This is a genomic window from Paenibacillus donghaensis, assembly GCF_002192415.1.
Classification (GTDB): domain Bacteria; phylum Bacillota; class Bacilli; order Paenibacillales; family Paenibacillaceae; genus Paenibacillus_AQ; species Paenibacillus_AQ donghaensis.
Window position 1 is genome coordinate 6675010 of sequence record NZ_CP021780.1, and the last position, 19868, is coordinate 6694877.

The window sequence follows — 19868 nt, forward strand, 5'->3', positions numbered from 1 at the left end:
TACCCCTCCTATTTTGCAATGCATTAACCATAAAAAAAGACTGCCCTTAACTTGTGTTAAGGGCAGTCTGATGTTCGAAATTACAGTTTTACAACGTTTTCAGCCTGTGGTCCACGAGCGCCTTGAGTTACGTTGAACTCAACGCGTTGGCCTTCGTCCAAAGATTTGAAGCCGTCGCCAGTGATTGCGGAGAAGTGTACGAATACGTCGCTTCCGCCTTCAACTTCGATAAAACCAAATCCTTTGTCTGCGTTAAACCATTTTACTGTTCCTGTTTGCATGTTATTACCTCCAAAATTTTATTTAACACATGTCCTTTTATTCCTACGTATTGTACGAACAAATAAAAATTCACACATTGGAAAAGGCTTCACACTCACATTGACAACCCTTTACAATATGTGAATTAAGGTTATTTTTATGACTGACTTCATTGTAGCACACTTATTTTGCGAAAGCAAAGGATAAGCCAAATATTTTATAATTTAATTATTTGCCCGGCTCACAACGGCTTCCATAGGCTGTGAGCCAGAGTGCCTGAAGCTAATCTACGTAACCCGCCAGCCCTTTATCCATCAGGTAATCCATCTCGGCATCGAGTATCGTTTCTACAGTCAGCTCATCGAGCTTGACGTCACGCTGGGCGATGACATAGTCGACCAGCTCATCATTGTCGATATCCACCTCGCCCTCGGCATTGGCCTGAGCCTTGTTAATGAAGGCCTGCTCATGCTTCAGCACCAGCCTGATCGATTCCGCTTCAACCTTCGTTTGAGTCGAGATCACCTCAACCATTTCCTTTTCATTTACCTTGTCGCTCATAATTAATGTCGCTCCTTAGGGTGAGATAGATTATTGTTGCCAGCCGGGAATTTTGCGCAAATCACCATCCCAGATCTGGAATGTGCTCTGAACCGCCATGTCAGTCGGCGATGTAGCTGTATGAATATAACACGAATCTATTCCGCTAATCCGCGCCCCTTCTATATCGGTGCGCGGATCATTGCCAATCATCAGCGCGGAGCTTAGATCTGCTCCGTAATTGTCAACCAAATAGCGGTAGAACAAAGGGTCCGGTTTGCTTACTCCTGCTTCGGAGGAGATGGCAATGCCGTCGAACAGCTGCAGGATGCCTAACATGGTCAGCTCTGCTTCAATAAAGGTCCGCTGTCCGTTAGAGAGCAGATAGACCTTGCTCCCTTGCGCCCGCAGCGACCTGAGTATCTCCTCCACACCATCATAAAGAGCAATATGCAGCATAGAGAGGGTCCGCAGCCATCTTACCGTCTCATGCAGCCAGGCTTGTCCAGGATTGCCGCCAAGTTGAAGGGCCACTGCCCGGAACACCTCCTCCATCACGAAATCAGCGAACTGGCAGCGCTTGGCCGCTTCAGCCAACTGGCGATCTCGCTCCAGCAGAAATTGCCGTTGCAGTTCTTGCCCAGATATGAACATTCCCTGGTAACCGAAATGCAGAGCGAGACGGGCCCACACCTCAGGGTTCTCTTCGTCGGTATGGATGTCAATCAATGTCCCGTACAGATCAAATATATACGTTTGATACATCATTAGCCCTCCTTAGCATCACCAGCACTTCTGAACTATATCCGTAAAACCGGTGTTAGTAATGGCAACCTCGGAGAACCCGGTCAGAGACTCCGTATATCCACACACCGTTTCCCGGATCACTTGTCCCTGTGAACCGGTGTATTCCATATATACCGCACCTTCGCCTATCAAGGCAAGGTCCGGCTTCAGTGTTACCTGCTCCCCTATTCCGACCGTTTGCATGAATTGATGTCTGGAATCTCCCTTGATGGGCTTGTTCCCTTCATAAGACCCTGCAATCCCCAGCTCTACTACGGTAATCTCCCCGTTCGATTGGTTAGCAACGGTTACTCTGAAGCTGCGGAACTGCTTCATGAAGTCTGAATGCGCCAGCAGCAGACCAGAACCTATGAATAGGCCGATTAGCGCCAAGGAACACACGGCAAGCAGGACAGCCTTCTTATTCTTCTTCATATGGACTTGTCGCCTCCTTATAAGGGAAGACACCCTGCAGCCCAATAATGTATCATCCGAGCCTGGTCTTTAGCCACTGTCCTCCAGCCGTCCAATAAGCGGCTCCCGCCCCAGCGTTACCCGGTTCTTACCTGTAGCCTTGGATTGATACATCGCCTCATCCGCCTGGCGGTACAGATCCTCGAAGGTCACATCACTGCGCTGCGTAAAAGCAATACCAATACTGACGGTAAGCCGAATGCGCTGCCCTTCACTGAGAATCACATGATGATCATTCATCGTGGCACGGAAATGCTCGGCCTCCCGGAGTGCGGCCTGCTCGTCGCTGGCGAAGAAGCAGACGGCAAATTCCTCTCCGCCAATCCTTCCGGCAATACCGCTTGTGGTGTAAATACTAAGGATTTTGTTAGAGAAGTTCACGAGCGCCTGATCCCCCGCTAAATGTCCGTATGTATCGTTAATTAATTTGAAGTCGTCGATATCCATCAGCAGCAGCGCCATGCCCTCGCCCTCCTGCAAAGCATGCTCCTGAACCTTGCTCATGAAATGCCTGCGGTTGTAGAGGCCGGTCAGATCGTCCACCGTCGCCTGATGCAGCAGCTCGCGCTCATAACGTTTCTTCTCACTGTGATCACTGAATACCATCAGCATTCCCGTAGCACCAGCTTGCGCGTGTTCCGTAGTAATCAGGGATACACCGTAGCAGATATCGTCCGTTCCGGGACAATCCATTTCGAAGTGGCCTTCAAGCCTGCGTTCATAATGGGAGCGGACATCGTCAGACTGCTGCAGCAGACGCTGAATATCGGCGCCTCTCCAGGTCTTGGGCTGCTCTCCTATCAGCTTCGACAGTATGACTTCCCCGGCTTCGTTCACATCGATGATGTTATCGTAACGGTCCGTCAGCACTACTCCGTCCTTCATGTTGTCGAGTATTTTGCTTTTGGCGAGGGGATAGAGCGAAACGCGCGGATCACTGAAGATCGTGAAGTAAGCAGCGATAACCGCCGGAAGATACGTGAAGGCCGTGAACCCGGTAATTGTGATCTTGAGCACCGGCAGCAGAAAGACAGAAACCACCGGCACCAGCAGCCCGCCCAGCAGCAGCAAATTTCGTTTGAAATACAGCTTGGGCGCATTCAGCAGAGAAACCGCCAGCAAAAAAGCCGCATATAGTCCGAAGAACTGGTCATAGGCGATCAGAGCCATGCTCAGCAAGGTTGGCTGTACCCAAATACCGCTAATGCCCGCCACCGTAACGATTCCCACTTCGCTTCGCATCAGATGATGATAGGAATCGGTAAAGATCAGCAGAATATCGATTACAATCGGTATGGAGAAAATAATAAGTCTCCGCGACAGATGCTGCGATGACAGTGATACGTATTCATTAACAACGGCATAGGTAAGCAGTGTGCTCCAGAAGAGCGGAGCCTGCTGCACATTTCTCCACCACAGCTTGGCCTGAAAGGAATCCGACATAATTTCCCCTGCGGTTGCGGCAAACATCAGACTGACGAGCAGCAGCAGGAGCCATAAATAACGCCTTCCTGGAGTATTGCGGTGACGATAGGAGCTGCCGCCCATGTAGAGACTTAGAATACTGCCCATTACCAGATAAAACGGATATCCCTGCATCCATGGCATGTCTTATTTCTCCTATATTTCAGCTTCAGGTTGCTTCATTATAGCCTGCCTGTATCTTCAGTTGAATCCTCTTGTGACCTATGACCGCCTGACATCAGGACTTAAACTTGACCCGATTCGAGAACATATGCTTCCGGGCCACGTCCTTGAAGCCAGCCTTATCCTGCTCCGAATTGAAAAAACGCTTCGGTATAATCAGCGCCCGGTTGGAGGACACAAAAAAAACAAATAAATTGACAGTCTCGCCAATCTTGAAGATCTCTTCCCATTTCACTTGCCCCGAGCCTGCCTCGGATTCATAATGGATGCCTTCTTCGGTAATCGTATAGCTCTGCGGCTGCTGGGCGAGGGCATCGCTCTCAAATGCTTTTTTGGATTTCTTGACTATGCTGGAGCGGTTAATCCACCATAGGACCGGTGCAAGCGCCACAGACGTAGCGGTAAGGATCGTCAGGCTCTGGGTGCTGTAATCCTTGGTAATCAGCAGCATTACTGCGAAGTAGGCGGCAACGGTAAAGGCAGTCAGAATAATTCTGCTGTTCAGACTGAACCACAGGTTAAACTCCTGAGAGTCCGTACTCTTGAGGGCAGTTTCTACATTGATTTGATTATCCATTCCAATGCTCCTTTGGCGGCAAAAATGATATATAGACTGATTTTACCATTATTTATGGAAGATATGTTTGATTCCTTGAGTATACAAAAAAAAGAGACAACCCATGAAGCTGCGCTTCTAGCGGGGTTGTCCCTTATGAACTCGTGATGCTTACTTCTTCTGGGAAGCTGCGAGCCGCTGTTTGAACTTGTCAACACGACCGCCTGTTTCTGCATCTCTTTGTTTACCAGTGTAAAAAGGGTGGGATGCGGAACTTGCGTCTACACGGATAACCGGGTAAGTGTTGCCGTCTTCCCATTCCATTGTTTCACCGGATGATTTGGTCGATGAACTCAGGAATTTAAAGCCTACGCTGGCATCCAGGAAAATAACCTGGTTGAATTTAGGGTGTATGCCTTCTCTCATTGTAAAGTCCTCCTTCTGTAATAATTGTTTGGATCTATTATGGTAATTAACCAATTGATCTCTAGGTTTATCTATAAGTATAACCTATTAAGACGTAGGAAAACGCCAAATCTTACGATTTAGGCCACCACTTTATCATAAGTGAAATGGAGCACCAAAGTCAACCTATAAACTCGACTCCCTGCATTTTTTTAAAATATAAGAATTTATATGTTCCACGCTATAAATTATCCTTCTATTTCTTGCAGAGGACTGCGAAGCCGTTTCTACTTGGAACAGAAATTTATACGTCATATTCCAGCTGCTTCTTGGCCTGGACAATGAAGTCGAATGGATTCTCGATGTTGTCGGCCTGATATTCCACAGCTCCGATCTTGAGTCCCAGATTCACTTTGTATTTGCTGGAGAACCCGGTATCATTCAGCTCCTGCAGCTTGTATTTGATGCGCTCAATGACGATTTTGGCCCCGTCGCGGTCTGTGAACAGCAGCAGCCCCCAAGTGGCATCCTCCTTATCGAGCAGATACAACGCATCGTTGGTACGGATGCTGGTTTGGCTGAGTTGGGAAACATCGTAGATCGCCTCCGAGAGCTGATCCTCAGGAATCAGGCGGCGGATTTCTTTCCAATATTTCACCTTCACCACCAGCAGGGTGAGCGGAATCTGATAGCGGGTAGAGATGCCGATGAACAGCACCGCATCTTTCTGGAAGGAGATATTGTTCCGCAGATCGGTGTTCTCATCTACACTTGCCAGGCTGGCTGCCTTCTTCTGCAGGACCGCATTCTCCTCCTGAAGCTGGCGGTTGCCCAGCGTTAAGATCCAGACAGCCATGGTAAGCAGCGGCGTCATCAGCAGCCAGAAATACGTATTGACGCCAATAGTAGCTCCCTCCGAAACGGTCTGGTACAGGACGAAGAACCCATAGAGGAAGATGAAGGCCAGATTCAATACCAGACCTACTGTCACATTCGTGAAATAAGTGATGACAGCCAGCAGAAACGCCACATTCAGAATAATAATATTCTGGGTATAGTGATCCGGAGCCCCTGCAATGAAGATGGCACAGATGTAGATCAGTACCAGGAAACCCAGAAAGGCCACATCTGATAATAAACTGCTGCGGTTTCGTCTCACGCACCATCACCACGTTTCTTCATATGTTTGCGAAGCAGCAGAATCAGCGACACAAGGACCAAGGTGAGCACCAGCAGCAGCGCCGCGATAAAGCCAACTACATCACTGCGCTCTATGACCTGCCGGACGATGGAATCGTCAGCGGCGCCGGAAATCGTCTTGAAGCGGTGTGCGCTGACATTTCCGTCCTTATCGGCAGCCACGCCGTCGCCAAACACCTTCCATTTATCCTTCTCGCTGGCAATCAGCCTGGAGGCGACATATGCATTCTCCGTGCTGGCGCCGGTTACGGCCAGCAGCCCGCGTCCGCTGGCGTAAGGCGACTCGATCAGCTGAAGTGTACCCAGCTGCGCTCCGTAGCTGTCCTCAATACTCATCTTCTCATTGGAGACCAGCCGTGAGCCGTCCTTGCTGAACCGGAAATACAGCTTGTCATTGTTGTCCCGGATCAGCTTGTTGTTGCTGTAGGAGCCGATAGCAATAATGTTATTATTGCTCAGGTTGCCTTCGCTCACACTATCGCTGTAGAAGTGAATGTCACCTGTATTGCCTGAAGCGTATTGACCCAGCAGATTAAACACATTGGACAAGCTCAAAAAGGAATAGTCGTCCATTTCCTGCGGCAGTACAACGGCTACATGGTTGAAGATTTCATCGCGCAGGAACGGGTAGGGATAGTTGTTGAACAGCAGATCGGTACGGTCCTTCGTATTCAGCTGCAGCACCGAATCCTTGCTGATATAGGCCCACGGCATCTGCTCTGTATTAGGGGTACAGATCGCACCTGCCAGCTCCAGATCAAAGGCAACCGTAACCGAGAAGTTTCCCGATATATTCAGGCTCTTAGGCACCGTGAAATTAAGCGTATCACCATTGGCCAGCTCCTTCGCCAGCTTCTTGCTGCCGATCGGCGTATCGTTGATGCTTACCGTAACGAGTGAGCGGTCGAAGTCCAGATTCTGCGCGTAGCGGTAATCCAGGCTGATTCTGCCGGAATCGGCAAGCGAACGGTTGGAAGGAAGCGAGACGAAATAGGTCTGCTCCTGATGATACGGCCCGCTCAGCTTATCACCCGTTTCGGTGAAGGTGATGGTCGAGCTGATGGACAGCGGCGGCGTAGCCACCTCCGTGGTATCGTCCACCACCTTCAGCTCACTGCTGATCTGGCTGGTCAACTCGGCATTGGCGAGCAGTCTGCCTGCTTTGATCAACAGGCTCTCATCCTTCGAAGTGACCACAAGCGTGGGCTGCCCAGCTGCATGGACCAGCTGAATCAGCGCATGACCGCCCAAGTCGTCCTGTTTGCTCAGTTGGGCCTTCAGCGCTGCCGGCACCCGGTCATACATCGCAACCAGCACTACCGCCTGTTTATCCTTAACCGTATCTGCCCGGTAAGGCAGCAGCGGAATGGGCTTCTCCTTAAGCTTGCTGGTCTGCACGAAACCGGAAAGAGCATAGGCTGCTGCTTCAAGCTCTGCTCCGGTACCACCCTCCGGCACAGTCAGAATGCTCTCTGCGCGCTGCAAGGTATCGATCCCGCTGAATCTTTGTGTGAAATCACGGATGCCTCCATCCAGCGCCTGATTCGTGTACAGCACCTGCACACTTGAGGTGTTGAACAGATGCAGCCAATTATCCGGCGCATTGTCGACATAACAGAGCTGATCCTTGATCGCCGTTGTCCGCAGGTACCCCTGAATGGACAAGGTGTTGGTCCCCTTCTTCAGGAATCCCTTCGGAGCCGGAATGCTCAGCTGCTGCTTGCCGTCGTTCCCAAGCTTCGGCCTGAAAGTGTGAAACGGACTGCCGTTTAATGACAGCGTGATGCTGGAGTCCTGCTCGTCGGTAATCTGGGACACCTGAAAGCTGAGGTTGATCCGCAGCTCATCGACGTTCCAATAGTCCATCACCTCGAAATACTGCTGCCGGGAGCCGGAGCCGGTCAGAGAGGTATCCGTTCCGGTAAAGGCTGTCTCATAGCTCATCCGGCCATCCTGCGGGGCCGGCGCAGCACCGGCCGTCTGAAGCTGAATGAAGAAAAGGGAGAGGCAGAGCGTCCATATTGCCATTTGTTTTTTCATGTTCTCATACTCCTGTACTCATTTTCTCTTACTCAGGCGCTAGTAGCGCTCGGTCTTGTACCATTTCGCTTCCCGTTTGAAGAACAGGTCTTTGAGATAGGTGTATAAGCCGTAGGCCGCCACAAGCATCCAGAGCTGGCAGTAGGATATATACATCAGCAATATAATCCATAGATTGGACAGGCTCATCTCGCCCTTCTCTGTGGTCAATGTAATGAAGGTGCCTACTACAAACAGCACGATGGCCAGCAGCCACAGAAAGCTGCTCAGCCCGGCGATGGTGGTATGAACATACCCCAGCGCATTAAGGATCAGCAGTGTATCCGAGGTAAGCAGCGACATCAACAATAGGAAATAGATCGACAGGTAATAGAGAATGTCGAAGCGGATTCTGGCTGCTGCCGGATTGAAGAGCAGCGGAATGTTTTTGACAATCACATAGATATTGCCCTTGGCCCAGCGTGTGCGCTGCTTGAACCAGACCTTCAGCGTCTGCGGCTCCTGCTCCCAGGTGACCGATTTCGGCTGGAATTTGATCCGGTAGCCCATCATGTAGATTCGGAAGCTGATCTCCGTATCCTCGGCAATCGCCTTCACATCCCAGCCGCCGATGCTCTCGACAATGGATCTGCGCATAATGAAATTGGTGCCGGGAATAGTGCAGAGCTTGAACAGCTTCCAGCGTCCCGCCTGCGCCATCCACTGAAAGGACAGGGTTTCAATATTGATGAACCGGGTCAGCAGACTCGCATCCCGGTTGCGGGTGCGGAATTTGCCAATCACAGCGCCCAGGCTGGAGTCATTGACGATCTCGGCCACCAGATAACGCAGCGCCGTTTTCTCCGGAGTATTGTCTGCGTCGTAGATGGCAATCAGCTCGCCCCGGCTGTGGGTGAAGCCGATGTTGAGGGCGTTGGACTTGCCTTTGCCTCCCGTCACAGCGTCCGTATTGATAATGATCAGATTGCGCCCCGGATTGCGGTCCTTGATATGGCCCAGCAGCTCATGGCTGTTGTCGGAGGAATTATCATTAATGACAATAATCTCGTAACGGTCGTGCGGATAATCAAGCTCCAGCAGCGATTCTACCGTCTTACTGATCACTACCCCTTCGTTATGGGCCGGAACCATAATCGTCACAAACGGCATTTCACCTGTAATCTCTGGCATGTCCTCATTCTCAATTTTGATGTAATACAGGTAGCCTGCAATAATCAGCGTCACATTGACCAGCAGCAGGGACCAGATGCAGATTACCGCAATTACCATCAATACGTCAGGGATTGTCATAGCTGTCTTAAGCTCCTATTTCAGATATTTTCTGCGGTACATCCGGTAACCGATAATCAGCAGTCCGCCAAAGAAGAGCAGGGAAATCAGGATCACAACAATAAAGAACTGATTCTGGACGTTAAACAGTCTGGAGAAGCTCTTCTGCTGCTCTTCCTTGTATTGATAGTCGTTGTCGACAGTCTCGGGAGCATAATCAATGTTCAGCGGCTGCCCGTTTACAGAAATACTGCCCTGGGAGGAAGTAATGGTGTTAAGGTCGGTTACAACCTTATGATCCCCCTGCTTATAGTCGGCAAAAGAAATCCAGTACCCCTCCACCGCCGCCAGCAGCTGTTCAAGCCCTGCCTCATCCTCAGGGAAATCAACCGTGAGGGCGGCATCCAGCGGAAAAGATGGCATCCGCTTGCCTGACGGCTCAACCTGCTCCAGAAACTCCAGCGGCAGACTGTAGAGAGAGGAGCTGAACGCCTTGGACTGGTTGGTCGGCTCCATATGCATCACCCGGTCATCCGGGTAGAGCACCGCAGAGTCGAAGAATCCCATCCCGGCTGAGGCATACTCCTTATCGTAAGCCCAGTGGCGCTCCGCGCCGATCCCAAGCGGCGTGATGCCATTATCGACCAGCAGATTGATGAATCCGTTCATCTTGGACTGCAGCGTATGGTCGCTACTATTAATCGATGGCATAACCACTGGTGAGTTCACCAAGATGCTGCCATTACGTGACTGCACCATGCGGAGTGCTTCGAGATAACGCTGCATGGCCGGATAATCGGTATTGCTGAACACCGGCCGTACGCTGGCAATAAAGGGAATGCCGTTCTGATACAACCGGTCAGCCGCTTCTTCCAGCAGGTCCAGATCAGAGAAGGGATAAATCTCCTTCAGCATCAGATAGGTCTGCGGCGCCGCCTCTGCTCCCAGCCAGTCCCTCAGCACATAGGCCATACCCAGCACACTGATATTGCTCTGCTCCAGGTAAGGCACATAGATATATCGCCCGTTGCCTGCGGCATAGGGCACCGGCTGGGTGCTGCCACGAATCGACAGCGTACCGTAAGTGCGGACCGCTGTACTTGCCTTGATATACGGCAGCTGTGTCACCCGCTGAATTTCACCCTTGAATTCCCCGATCTCCAGCTCGGCGGTTACTCCGTACCCGATTCCTTCTTCCAGCTTCAACTCCTGCTTCAGGTTCTGCGGCGCATGATAGCCGACATGCAGGTATTGTCCGCTGAATTGCAGCAAGTCTTGGAGGTAAGCCTGGTTATCGACAGTCAGGTCAGCCGCGTTAAGTACTGTGATCACCCTGGAGTAATCGTCCATCATTCCCGGCGTATATTGATCCAGAGCAAGCAGCGTCACCTGAACATGGTAGGCAGCTAGCAGCTGCTGAATCTCTGCTACATTGCCTTCGCTCGGCGTGCCCTTGGCCAGACTGTCGAACAGCAGCAGCACCTGCTGCGGCGGTTTCGCAGCTGCCACGGCAGTACCCTCACTGGCAGCAGCCACGGGTGCAGCTTGTATCAGCAGCAGCACAGCCAGCCCCAGCAGCCATAGTGCAAATCTTCTGCCCATCAGATGCTCACACCCTTTTGAGCCTCTGCCGGGAAGTTGTTCTGCTTCGGCACGGCAGGTTCACGGCGTCTCGACCATCTGCGCTTGATTACACTGGAAGCCGCCAGGAAGGTTACCAGATCGAACGACTGGGTAAACAGGAATTCGTGCTTGGAGATATCGGCATCGCCCGCTCCGATAATCGATACCAAAATGCCGGATAATCCCATGCCCATCACAGCCAGGATCAGCACCATCCGCTGCATTCCACGGTAGTCCCTTGCCTTGATAGCCCGCACAAACGATGGCGTATAGAGACTGCAGATCACGATCATCCACAGCACGATGAATCCGAAGGTCTTCGGAGCCAGCTTCTCCTTCACCAGACTGTAGGTGGCGAAGAAATGGCTCTGCGCCCGAAACTCCTTGCCGGCAGCTTCCTCATAGTTGCCCATGGCGGCCGGTTTAATGGAGAAGGCGCTTTTGGCTGCCACATTCAGAATCGAGCCGAGCTGGTCCGGGTGGGTCAGATAATATTTCAAAATGGAGCCAAACCCATAGCGGCTGTAGAAATTTTCATCCAGAATGTCCGAATCGACATCGACCGTACCGTATTGCTCATAATAAATATTTCCTTTGAGAATGGCGTATTGTTCATTGATTCCGAAGGTATTCAGCGCGCTCTCCGGGTTGGATGCTTCTTTCAGCACCCCGCGGGTCATGGCATGATACTGGTTGATGTTCACGAATTCCTTCGAGATGTTCAGATAGGTGGCAATCCCGGCAAACATCATCAGCCCTACCGAGATAACCGTCAGAATCCGGAATATGGAATCCCGCCGAATCCACAGCAGCGTAAGCGCAAGCACGGCAAGAATCATGCCCACAGGCGCATTTTGTTGTTTGGAGGTCGTGAGGAACAGACTACTGACTACAAGCAGCGCCAGCATGGCGTAATCGTTGTATCTTCTGCGGTAGAGCGACAGCCAAGCCGCGAACACGAAGATCATCATGATCATGACTACACTCTCACTGTAGAATGAATTGAAATAAGCCGTATATCCGGTATCGCCGAAGATGACAATGGCCATCGCCGCGGTAATGAGTCCTTGCTTGCGGGTCATTTTCCAGGTAATCACTTCTATCAGCAGATAGATTGCAATCACATAGAGTAGTGTATAGATGGCAGCCTGAATGCGGATGTCGAAGACTTCGCTGCTGAACAGCAGCTTGTTGATTCCAAGTGCCAGCTTGATAAACAGGGACTGGGAGGAATCCAGCGTCGCCCCGTTCTCATTGAAGTATTGATAAATGCCATATTGCTTCACGAAATAACCAAAGTATTTGCTGTCGTAATCAGGAAGGTTGAAGTAGATTCCATTGCTGTATATATTGCGGAAAAAGTCGCCGTTATCCGCCATCCCCAGATAAGGTGCGGTGAATAAGGCAATCGATGTGATGAGCAGTACCCCGAAGGCTGCAATGACGGCAGGCGATAATTTCAAGCTAACTAGTGTCAGGCCCTGCAGCAGACGCGGGTTCAAAGGGATGTCTCTCATGAGGATTCACCTTCACTACTTTCGGTTTTAATTAATAGGCGTAAGCCAGCAAGGCCATCAGGTTGTCAAAAGAATAGGCTTGTCCGTCAGCTTCATTGCCAAATCCGCCCATAAGCTCACTGCCGGGCGTGGTCACCTGGAACTCGCTCATTCTGGCAATACTGCTGCTGTAAAGAGCAGGATCACCGATCTCCACACCAATCATTGCAGTAATGGCGTAAATAGCCGTGGAACGAATGTCATTCGCCGGTTCACCTTCGCGGGTATATTGTCCATACAGCGTTCCGGCCTCTACCTGAGTTCGGATGAATTGAATACTGGCAGGCTTCTGCAATCCAACTTCCGCCAGCGAGAGGATGCTCAGCAGCGATTCCACTGTATTGATAGGCTCGGAGCTGTACTCACCAGTCTTATAGTTATACCTGGTTTCATAGAAAGGGAAGGTATCACCCAGGTATCCTTCTTGCACAATCCGGCTCATATTTCGGCTTAATGTATCACGTAATTCACCATCAATTGACAAATTTCGTAAAGAGCCCAAACTAGTATAGCATAAAGTAATAAACTCATTGGTTACTTTGTAATTGAAATCATAAAAATCATACATATATCCATCCATCACATTATTTTCATAAAATATTTCGCTATATTTCTTGGCAGCATTGGTGTAAGCGACATTCCCAAACGTTTGTCCCGCTTCATCCAGCGCACGGATCAATCGCAGATCATCAACTGCCGCATTCAGCGGATAATGCTTGTCCAGCTTGGGGCTGTAGCGGTAGCTGAAGCCCTGTTTCTGTGCAAAGGTAGCTTCCGCCTGCTTCCAGCTGGCTGCAAACAGCGCCTCATCGCCTTCAAGCACAGCCACCCGCATCAGAATACCCGACGATTCGCTCAGCACCTCATGTCCGGTAGCCACCTCAGCCGACTGGTCCGTCTCCAGCAGATTGGTATAGATTCCGTGCGTGCCGGATAGTTTTGCAAGAATGAACTTCATTAGGGCTTGCTGCTCATTGTGCACATTGTTTTCGTCCTTTTGCTCCTGCCTTACTGGTGCTGAAGTCGGCTCTCCGGCTTGCGGCGAGGGGGTGGGCGAGCTGCAGGCTGCCAGCAGAATCAGGATCAGAAGCAGCGGAAGGGCTGCTTTTCCATTGTACCTCAAGACGCCACCTCCTTCAGCATACGAATATATTCTTCATATATATTCTTCATATCTATATAACGGTAAAATAAATCACAAAGTTTACTATGAATATGATTATTCGGTGACTTTTTTACTTTTTTATACAAAATCAACTTTAGATTCTCACCGTATTCAGATAGCCCATAGTTTATTCAGTATTTGGTTGATTTAGGGCTACTCTTTAGGCCCCTTTCAAAGTTAACCAATGAAGACCGTCGCCAATAACCAGCGCTTAACTTTCGGACGATTGCGGACTCAGGAGCCCCTATTTGCCGCAAAAATGCGGTTTTGCAGGTTTAACGGACTGAGGAGCCCTTATCCCAGCGAAACCCCTCTGTTTGGAGCCTGTTTTGACGATATAGCGGCTATACAGTCCGCAAGAATTAAAAACACCGCAGGAATCAGGAAATAGCGGCCATGGGGAGACGCAGTAGAGTGGGCTACCTAAAGTTCAAGTTATGATTCAGACAACAAAAAGAGCGGGTAGCCAGAGCCTCTGTCCGAGACCTCCGCTAACCGCTCCTGTTCGAAGTAATACTTAGCTTAGCCTAGCTTACCCCTTAATCCGCCGATACGTTGCTTCATCCGCCACGATGTAGAGGCGTGCATCCGCCGGGATCGGCTGATCCAGCTTGCGGTTGATCCCCAGATCATTACGGTCCGACAACAGTGTCGCCCCCTGCAGCAGCAGCTGCTGAAAAGCATCTCCATAGGTCTTCCAGCTCCGCTCCAGCGGAATTTCATAGATATCATCGCCATGCTGACGGCTTAGCAGCTGGGTAATCACCTCAGAGTTGCCTTCCTGCAGCGCAGAGCGGACAGCCAGCCGGGAGATGGCATCATGGGACAACACGAACTCGTTGACATGCACATGCCGGAAGTTCTTGATATTCTTCTCCAGCATAATTTCCACGGTAGTATGCACCTGCGGGGCCATACGTTCAATGCTGGAGGCAATTAAAAGCGATTTGCCGTCGATCAGCGAAGCTTCGTCAATCCGCGTGTCTCCAAACACAATCGCCGCCCTGGCTTCAGCAATGTTGGCCTGCTGCAGGACCTCGTCGCTGGAGGCATCTCCGCTGATGAAATGGACCTGCTCCAGCTGCTCCAGCGGATGCCGTCCGGTCTCATCAATAATGACAATCTGGCAGGAAGGTATGTAGCAGAGCACTTCTTCTACGGCAGACTGTGTTTTTTTGCTCCAGTTAATCAATACAACATGACCCTTGCCACGGAAAGTCAACGTTCCCGCCCCCCTTCTTCGCTGCAGCTCTGAAATTGAATCAATCACCTTGCCAATCACCAAGCTGAGCAGCCCGATGCCAAAAATATAGAGGAACATGGTGAACAGCTTGCCTACAGGCGTTGCCGCGAAATAATCGCCATACCCGACCGTAGCCATTGTAGTCATAACCCAGTAGAAGGCGTTAAACCAATTATGAAAGGTATCCGGCTCCAGCAGAAAGGCAACGCTCGCGCTCAGCACAATAAAACCCAGAATTACCAGTCCGATCGACCGCTTGCGCATACGCATCATTCTGGTGGATAGCTTCAGGAAGAAATGCACTGCCCCACCCCCGTCACTCTTTCGGACAATTAAATAATCAGACTGCTGACGGCAAAGGCCGTTCCGATAAATACCAGGCAGAGAAAGGCGCCCACAGCGACATTGCCCTTCTGCAGATGCTCGGAAATGGTGAATCCGGGAGTTACCAGCTCAAAAATCCAGTAGGCCGCCACCAAGCACAGATACCCTACAGCGAACCAGAGCATCATGAACCAGATGGAGGTATTCGTATAGGCCGCTACACCAAGAATAATGGCCGTAGCCAGAAACTTGCCGCCCAGAGCGAGGGCTACTGCTACATTTCCCTGCTTCAGCTCCTCCATATCCTTAAATGGCGTCATCAGACTGAAGATGAACATACCGAGCAGCTGCAGCACAATAATTACAAGTATGCTTACCGCCAGATTCACAACAATTGTCACTTTGCCCACCCCCGAAATTTAGCATAAGCCGAATCATAATCGGCAAAATCATGGACTTCCTCCAGCACTACGGAAGCTGTTTTGGCCTTCTCCAGTGCGGTGTAGCGCTTATCGTCAATCGGCTGCTTGATCCGGTTACCGGAAGGCAGCTCAAGCACGGCGAAGTTCCGTGTCTTGTCGTTATATTTAGTCTTGTATACGCCTACCAGATCCACATCGGTGGTAATCGACACCTTCAGGTTGGTCAGATCGTTGGCAGCAGTCTTCTGATCTGCATACGATTTGATCGTCGACCAGGAGGACAAGCGGATCTCATTGCGCTGCTCCGCATCTGTTGTCAGCTCAGCATCCATAAACTGCAGGGTCCAGATCTTGTCTCCTGTTGCATAATTGCCGTCATTGGGCAGCAGCTCGTTATCCGGCAGCACGGTCATATCGCTGCCGATCAGATCGCCCACCGTACTCTCCACCACCCGGTAATCCCAAGGGACACGGGATACGCTGTCCGACGTTTCTGCCGGCTGTGTGCTGAACACGCTGTCCGCTTTCCCGGAGCAGGCACTCAGCAGCAGCACCGACAGGAGCAGCAGACACAAGCCAGCTATCAGCCGGGGTGGCCGCGCTCCTGCGCTGCGCTCTTTTCTACCGTTGTTCATCTCCAATTATCTCACTCCTAGCGCGATAAAATGACTGGTATTGCCTGTGATCGGTCCACCGGCGCGGCCCAGCAGCCCGCAAGGCTTGCCGTTCAGTACGAATAATCCTGTCAGCAGGTGAAGCTCGCCTTCCGGCCGCATGATGCGGGCCATTTCCGCCCTTTTTTGATATACCGTCGGGAACATCACACTGCCGTCGAAGCCGTCTTCATCCTCAAGCTCCAGCCGGCCGCTGTCATCGAAGAGACGGACAGAGCCGCCTTCACGGCCAAACACCGATTTGGACACAAAATTGCCGGAGAATACGGGTTTGTTGTATGTAGGCAAAATATACCGCTCAATCGCCTCACGTTCCACTGGGTCAAATAGCAGGCCCAGCTCATACATGCCCCAGACGGCAGCAATCAGTCCCTTGGACTGCAGCAGAATGCTGTGCGGACCGTTGAACAGTTGAAGATGCCCCTTCTCCACAGCATAGGCAAGCGCATCTCCGCCCTCGTCTACGGCCATCCACTCCTTCGGGTAGAGCGCAAACATCCGCTTAATAACACGGTCCTGCCCGTCCTTTACAATTCCGTTATCAATCCATAGATCCAGGCAATCCACACACTGAATATCAAGCCCGCTGTGGCGGACCAGCGCTTCAATGGTGCCGGAATCCTCAAGATGGGTGCCGTAGGCAACACAGGCTGCCGTGTCCGGACGTTCCTCCTGCCAGGCTGCCGCCAGCAGTTCCTTCATGGCGGTGTTAGGGCTGTCGATACCGGCCTCCTTGCAGATCCAAGGAGTAGCGATCGAAGCCTCCACATAACCCGTTGGTGTATCCGCATTCAGCTCCAGCAGCTTGATTACCCCCTGATCCGATACGGCAAAATCAAATCTCGCATACCGGCTGATCCGTCCGGGTTCGGGAAGCGGCGATGTATCCAGCATCTCCCATAGTACATCAGGGATTCCGAGCAGATCGTACAGATCATGTCTGCCATGCACATACCGCACAGCCTTATCCAGAATGGTCCATAACTTCACGGCCGCCTGCTCCAGCTCCTGATAAGTCTCTCTGCGCATCACCGCGATGGCATCCAGCCAATACTCTTCATCCTCCAGATCTGCCCAGGTGAAGCCCAGCTTATGCAGCTCCGCTACCCGGGGAGCACGCTCCCGCGAGGACTGGTCCAGCAGCTCAAATACAGAGTAGCTGCCGGTCATCCGCCGAAACCGCCGCTCTTGCTGGAGCCGGAACGCGAGGAGGATTTTGACCCGGAGGACGATTTCGAGTTTTTGCTGGAACCCAGTCCGCTCGAATTGCCGCCAATGCCCCCTGTTTTCGAGGTAGAGCCTCTTCGTGTAATTGACCCGGTAGAGGAAGTGGAGGTCTTCGGCTTAACCACTGACCCGGGAACCTTCTTATTCTGGAACTTCTCGCTGCTGTAGGCCGGCGGTTTGTAAGTGGTCCGCGTTCCTCCATAATACGTCGGCCGATCATTGTACCAGCCCCGCGAAGAGTAGTTGGAGCCGCTGTTGAAGAGCATGTGGTACAGCAGCAGATCATCCCAGCCGAACCCGGAATTATAGCCTCCGTAATTGTTGACTACCGTTGTTCCGCCCGAGGTGACGGCACCCTGTCCTTCCTCCACGACCTCTTCCTGCTCGGGATAAGGAATGTTCCAGTCTACATTTTTGTCAAAATAAGCTTTAACCTCTTCCGTGGACCATGATACCAGCTGCGGCTCCTCACCGGACGAACTGGCGCTTGCGGCCGTACCTCCGGGAATAAACATCGCATTGGCCAGCAGCGCTATGCCAAGCGACGTTGACAGCACACGGATCGGCTTGCCGTCCGCATTGAACAGTCTGGATCCACCCGGCTGCTTGGCATTCTCATCTTTTTCCTTGTCTCTAGACAACGTGAGGTCCTCCTTTCCTGATCTGATTATTCAGTGCGCATCGGCACCAGCAGCAGCTCCAGCTTCCCTTCGTCCACGTTCAGCCGACCCTCCACCGTCTCGTATTCCTTGCCGCTCACCACCAGATAATTCACATGCTCCAGAGCAGCAACCATATTCATACTCCAGACACGCTCTTCAATGACACGCAGCTCTCCTTCCGGCATCTTCTCAAACAGGATCACGCTTAGCCCGTTGTCCATTATTACCCATCCTTTCTCCTCTATGTTCTCCTTGTGATACGGATTTGGAGAATTTTCGTTTCATCCCTGAACTTGGGCCGATGAACCAGCGGTATGCTTCGCTTTGGAACGGCTGTAGAGCAGCAGCACGCCAAGAGAACAGAGACATATCACCAGCAGCAAGCCGTAGATATGCTGGTAGGCCCTGGCAGGCGCCAGATCACGCTGGGCATGCAGCAGCAGCCCGCAAAACGCCACCGAAACCGAACCTCCAAAGAACTGAACCAGCTGCAGCAGCCCCATCCCGGAGCCAATCCATTCCCGCGGAAGCACCGATGTGGCTTCATTGTTGAGCGAGGCCATGGTGGCCGAGAATGCCGGAGAGAAGCATAAATAGCCGATCAGCAGTACAAACGGTGAGGCGGCCAGATCCAGCGCATACACCGCCATCACGGCAGCAAGCAGCCCATGCCCGATCAACAGGAAGCGCAGGCTACCGTAACGGTTGATCCAGCGCCCGACATAGCGGGTCATAAAAGCCGAAAAAATCGCCCCCGGCGCTATAAAAAGTCCGATTACGAGCGCTGACTTGCCGAACAGATTGGCGAGCGCGAGCGGCATCAGGAATAAATTGCCCAAGTTGAGCACCAGAATACAGAATCCGATGGCGACCAGCTTCAGGTAGCCGGGCATTCTCAGCAGCAGCGGATTGATGAACGAATCCTTCGCCCGCTTCAGTTGCCAGGCATGAAGAGCGAAGGAGATCACGCTGACCGCCAGCCAGATCAGCGACTGGGTCGTAACGGCTACCAGAAGGCTGGCTGCGTTCACAACCGTCAGCGCCGCACCGAGCAGATCGAAGGTGGAGGGCTTCGGCTGTTCTGCAGGCAGCAGCCGCAGCAGCACTGGCAAGACGATCAGCACCAGACAGGTAATGCCGAATAATCCATTCCAGCCGAAATACTGGCTGATGACCCCGCCCACAATAGGGCCTAGACCGAACGCCATCGCGCTGCCCGCCGAGATCATCGAGATGGCTCCGGCCCGTCTCTCCCGCGGCACATAACGGCTGGCCAGCACAAGGCCCAGGCCAGCCATCGCTCCTGCGCCGGCCGACTGGACAATTCTTGTAATCAGCAGCATAACAAAATTGTGGGCAAACAGTCCAAACAGAGAAGACAAGCCAAGAGTCATCAGACCCACCATAAGCAGCTTGCGGATCGGCACGGTATCCGACAGCCTGCTGTAAATCACTGTCGATAAGGCATAACCTATCGAATAGCTAGAAATTACCCACGAACCCAGATCGGCGGAAATGTCCAGATCGTGAATAATTGTGGGAAGTGACACATTAAACATCGTGGTGTTCATCACCACGATAAACAGGCAAAAGGTCCATAACGGCATTACTGCTCTATCGTTCATTCTACTTCATCCCATCTATTACTTTATCTATATACCCATCTATTAATTCTATGCCTCTGCAATTAGTTTGGCAATTGGAATAGATGGAATAGATGGAGGCAGCGGCGGCGGTCTGCTGTTCAAGCTGCTGCCGTGATATAGACAATACGGATATTGCGGTCCAGTTCTA

20 protein-coding genes are annotated in these 19868 nt (G+C 51.6%); all 20 read right to left on the reverse strand.

The genetic code is table 11. The features are described from left to right. Positions 1-80: 80 nt before the first annotated feature. The 20 genes from B9T62_RS30200 to B9T62_RS30295 all read right to left on the reverse strand — a co-directional run bounded on the left by B9T62_RS30200 (position 81) and on the right by B9T62_RS30295 (position 19699). Complete coding sequence (locus B9T62_RS30200) at positions 81-281, reverse strand: cold-shock protein (protein WP_019914790.1); 201 nt, start codon at positions 279-281, stop codon at positions 81-83. A gap of 262 nt (positions 282-543) precedes the next feature. Continuing rightward, entirely contained in the window at positions 544-822 is a 279-nt protein-coding gene (locus B9T62_RS30205; RefSeq protein WP_087918643.1) for a hypothetical protein, read from the reverse strand. 30 nt (positions 823-852) lie between these two features. Beyond that, positions 853-1569: an HAD family hydrolase gene (locus tag B9T62_RS30210; RefSeq protein WP_245864141.1), complete on the reverse strand. Its 717-nt coding sequence runs from the start codon at positions 1567-1569 to the stop codon at positions 853-855. Between the two features lie 15 nt (positions 1570-1584). Further along, positions 1585-2022 carry a hypothetical protein gene (locus B9T62_RS30215; RefSeq protein WP_087918645.1) on the reverse strand — a complete coding sequence of 146 codons (438 nt, stop codon included), beginning with the start codon at positions 2020-2022 and terminating at the stop codon, positions 1585-1587. Between the two features lie 69 nt (positions 2023-2091). After that, positions 2092-3669 carry a sensor domain-containing diguanylate cyclase gene (locus B9T62_RS30220; protein ID WP_087918646.1) on the reverse strand — a complete coding sequence of 526 codons (1578 nt, stop codon included), beginning with the start codon at positions 3667-3669 and terminating at the stop codon, positions 2092-2094. A 94-nt stretch (positions 3670-3763) separates the two neighbouring features. Continuing rightward, positions 3764-4285 (reverse strand): YcxB family protein, encoded by a 522-nt coding sequence (locus tag B9T62_RS30225; protein WP_087918647.1) that lies wholly within the window; start codon positions 4283-4285, stop codon positions 3764-3766. 150 nt (positions 4286-4435) lie between these two features. Beyond that, positions 4436-4690 (reverse strand): type B 50S ribosomal protein L31, encoded by a 255-nt coding sequence (locus B9T62_RS30230; RefSeq protein ID WP_087918648.1) that lies wholly within the window; start codon positions 4688-4690, stop codon positions 4436-4438. Positions 4691-4973: 283 nt separating this feature from the next. After that, positions 4974-5828: a diguanylate cyclase domain-containing protein gene (locus B9T62_RS30235; protein ID WP_087918649.1), complete on the reverse strand. Its 855-nt coding sequence runs from the start codon at positions 5826-5828 to the stop codon at positions 4974-4976. Continuing rightward, positions 5825-7909 carry a cellulose biosynthesis cyclic di-GMP-binding regulatory protein BcsB gene (locus tag B9T62_RS30240; protein WP_087918650.1) on the reverse strand — a complete coding sequence of 695 codons (2085 nt, stop codon included), beginning with the start codon at positions 7907-7909 and terminating at the stop codon, positions 5825-5827. Before B9T62_RS30240 ends, B9T62_RS30235 begins: the two co-directional genes overlap by 4 nt. 39 nt (positions 7910-7948) lie before the next feature. Next, on the reverse strand, positions 7949-9199 hold the full coding sequence (locus B9T62_RS30245) for a glycosyltransferase family 2 protein (RefSeq protein ID WP_087918651.1): 1251 nt from the start codon (positions 9197-9199) through the stop codon (positions 7949-7951). Between the two features lie 15 nt (positions 9200-9214). Further along, positions 9215-10780 carry a hypothetical protein gene (locus B9T62_RS30250; RefSeq protein ID WP_087918652.1) on the reverse strand — a complete coding sequence of 522 codons (1566 nt, stop codon included), beginning with the start codon at positions 10778-10780 and terminating at the stop codon, positions 9215-9217. Further along, positions 10780-12318, reverse strand: a complete 1539-nt coding sequence (wsfD, locus tag B9T62_RS30255) for a glycan biosynthesis hexose transferase WsfD (protein ID WP_087918653.1) — start codon at positions 12316-12318, stop codon at positions 10780-10782. The genes B9T62_RS30250 and wsfD overlap by 1 nt, the downstream gene beginning before the upstream one ends. A gap of 31 nt (positions 12319-12349) precedes the next feature. Beyond that, on the reverse strand, positions 12350-13480 hold the full coding sequence (locus tag B9T62_RS30260) for a hypothetical protein (RefSeq protein ID WP_087918654.1): 1131 nt from the start codon (positions 13478-13480) through the stop codon (positions 12350-12352). A gap of 574 nt (positions 13481-14054) precedes the next feature. After that, entirely contained in the window at positions 14055-15068 is a 1014-nt protein-coding gene (locus tag B9T62_RS30265; RefSeq protein WP_087918655.1) for a potassium channel family protein, read from the reverse strand. Positions 15069-15097: 29 nt separating this feature from the next. Next, entirely contained in the window at positions 15098-15490 is a 393-nt protein-coding gene (locus B9T62_RS30270) for a DUF350 domain-containing protein (RefSeq protein ID WP_087918656.1), read from the reverse strand. Continuing rightward, complete coding sequence (locus B9T62_RS30275; protein WP_211296532.1) at positions 15487-16146, reverse strand: hypothetical protein; 660 nt, start codon at positions 16144-16146, stop codon at positions 15487-15489. Before B9T62_RS30275 ends, B9T62_RS30270 begins: the two co-directional genes overlap by 4 nt. A 6-nt stretch (positions 16147-16152) precedes the next feature. Then, positions 16153-17355, reverse strand: a complete 1203-nt coding sequence (locus B9T62_RS30280; protein ID WP_087918658.1) for a glutathionylspermidine synthase family protein — start codon at positions 17353-17355, stop codon at positions 16153-16155. Then, positions 17352-18053, reverse strand: coding sequence for a hypothetical protein (locus tag B9T62_RS30285; RefSeq protein ID WP_087918659.1), 702 nt, complete (start codon positions 18051-18053; stop codon positions 17352-17354). The genes B9T62_RS30280 and B9T62_RS30285 overlap by 4 nt, the downstream gene beginning before the upstream one ends. 26 nt (positions 18054-18079) lie before the next feature. Then, complete coding sequence (locus B9T62_RS30290; RefSeq protein ID WP_087918660.1) at positions 18080-18295, reverse strand: hypothetical protein; 216 nt, start codon at positions 18293-18295, stop codon at positions 18080-18082. A gap of 60 nt (positions 18296-18355) precedes the next feature. Then, on the reverse strand, positions 18356-19699 hold the full coding sequence (locus B9T62_RS30295; protein WP_087918661.1) for an MFS transporter: 1344 nt from the start codon (positions 19697-19699) through the stop codon (positions 18356-18358). Positions 19700-19868 lie beyond the last annotated feature (169 nt).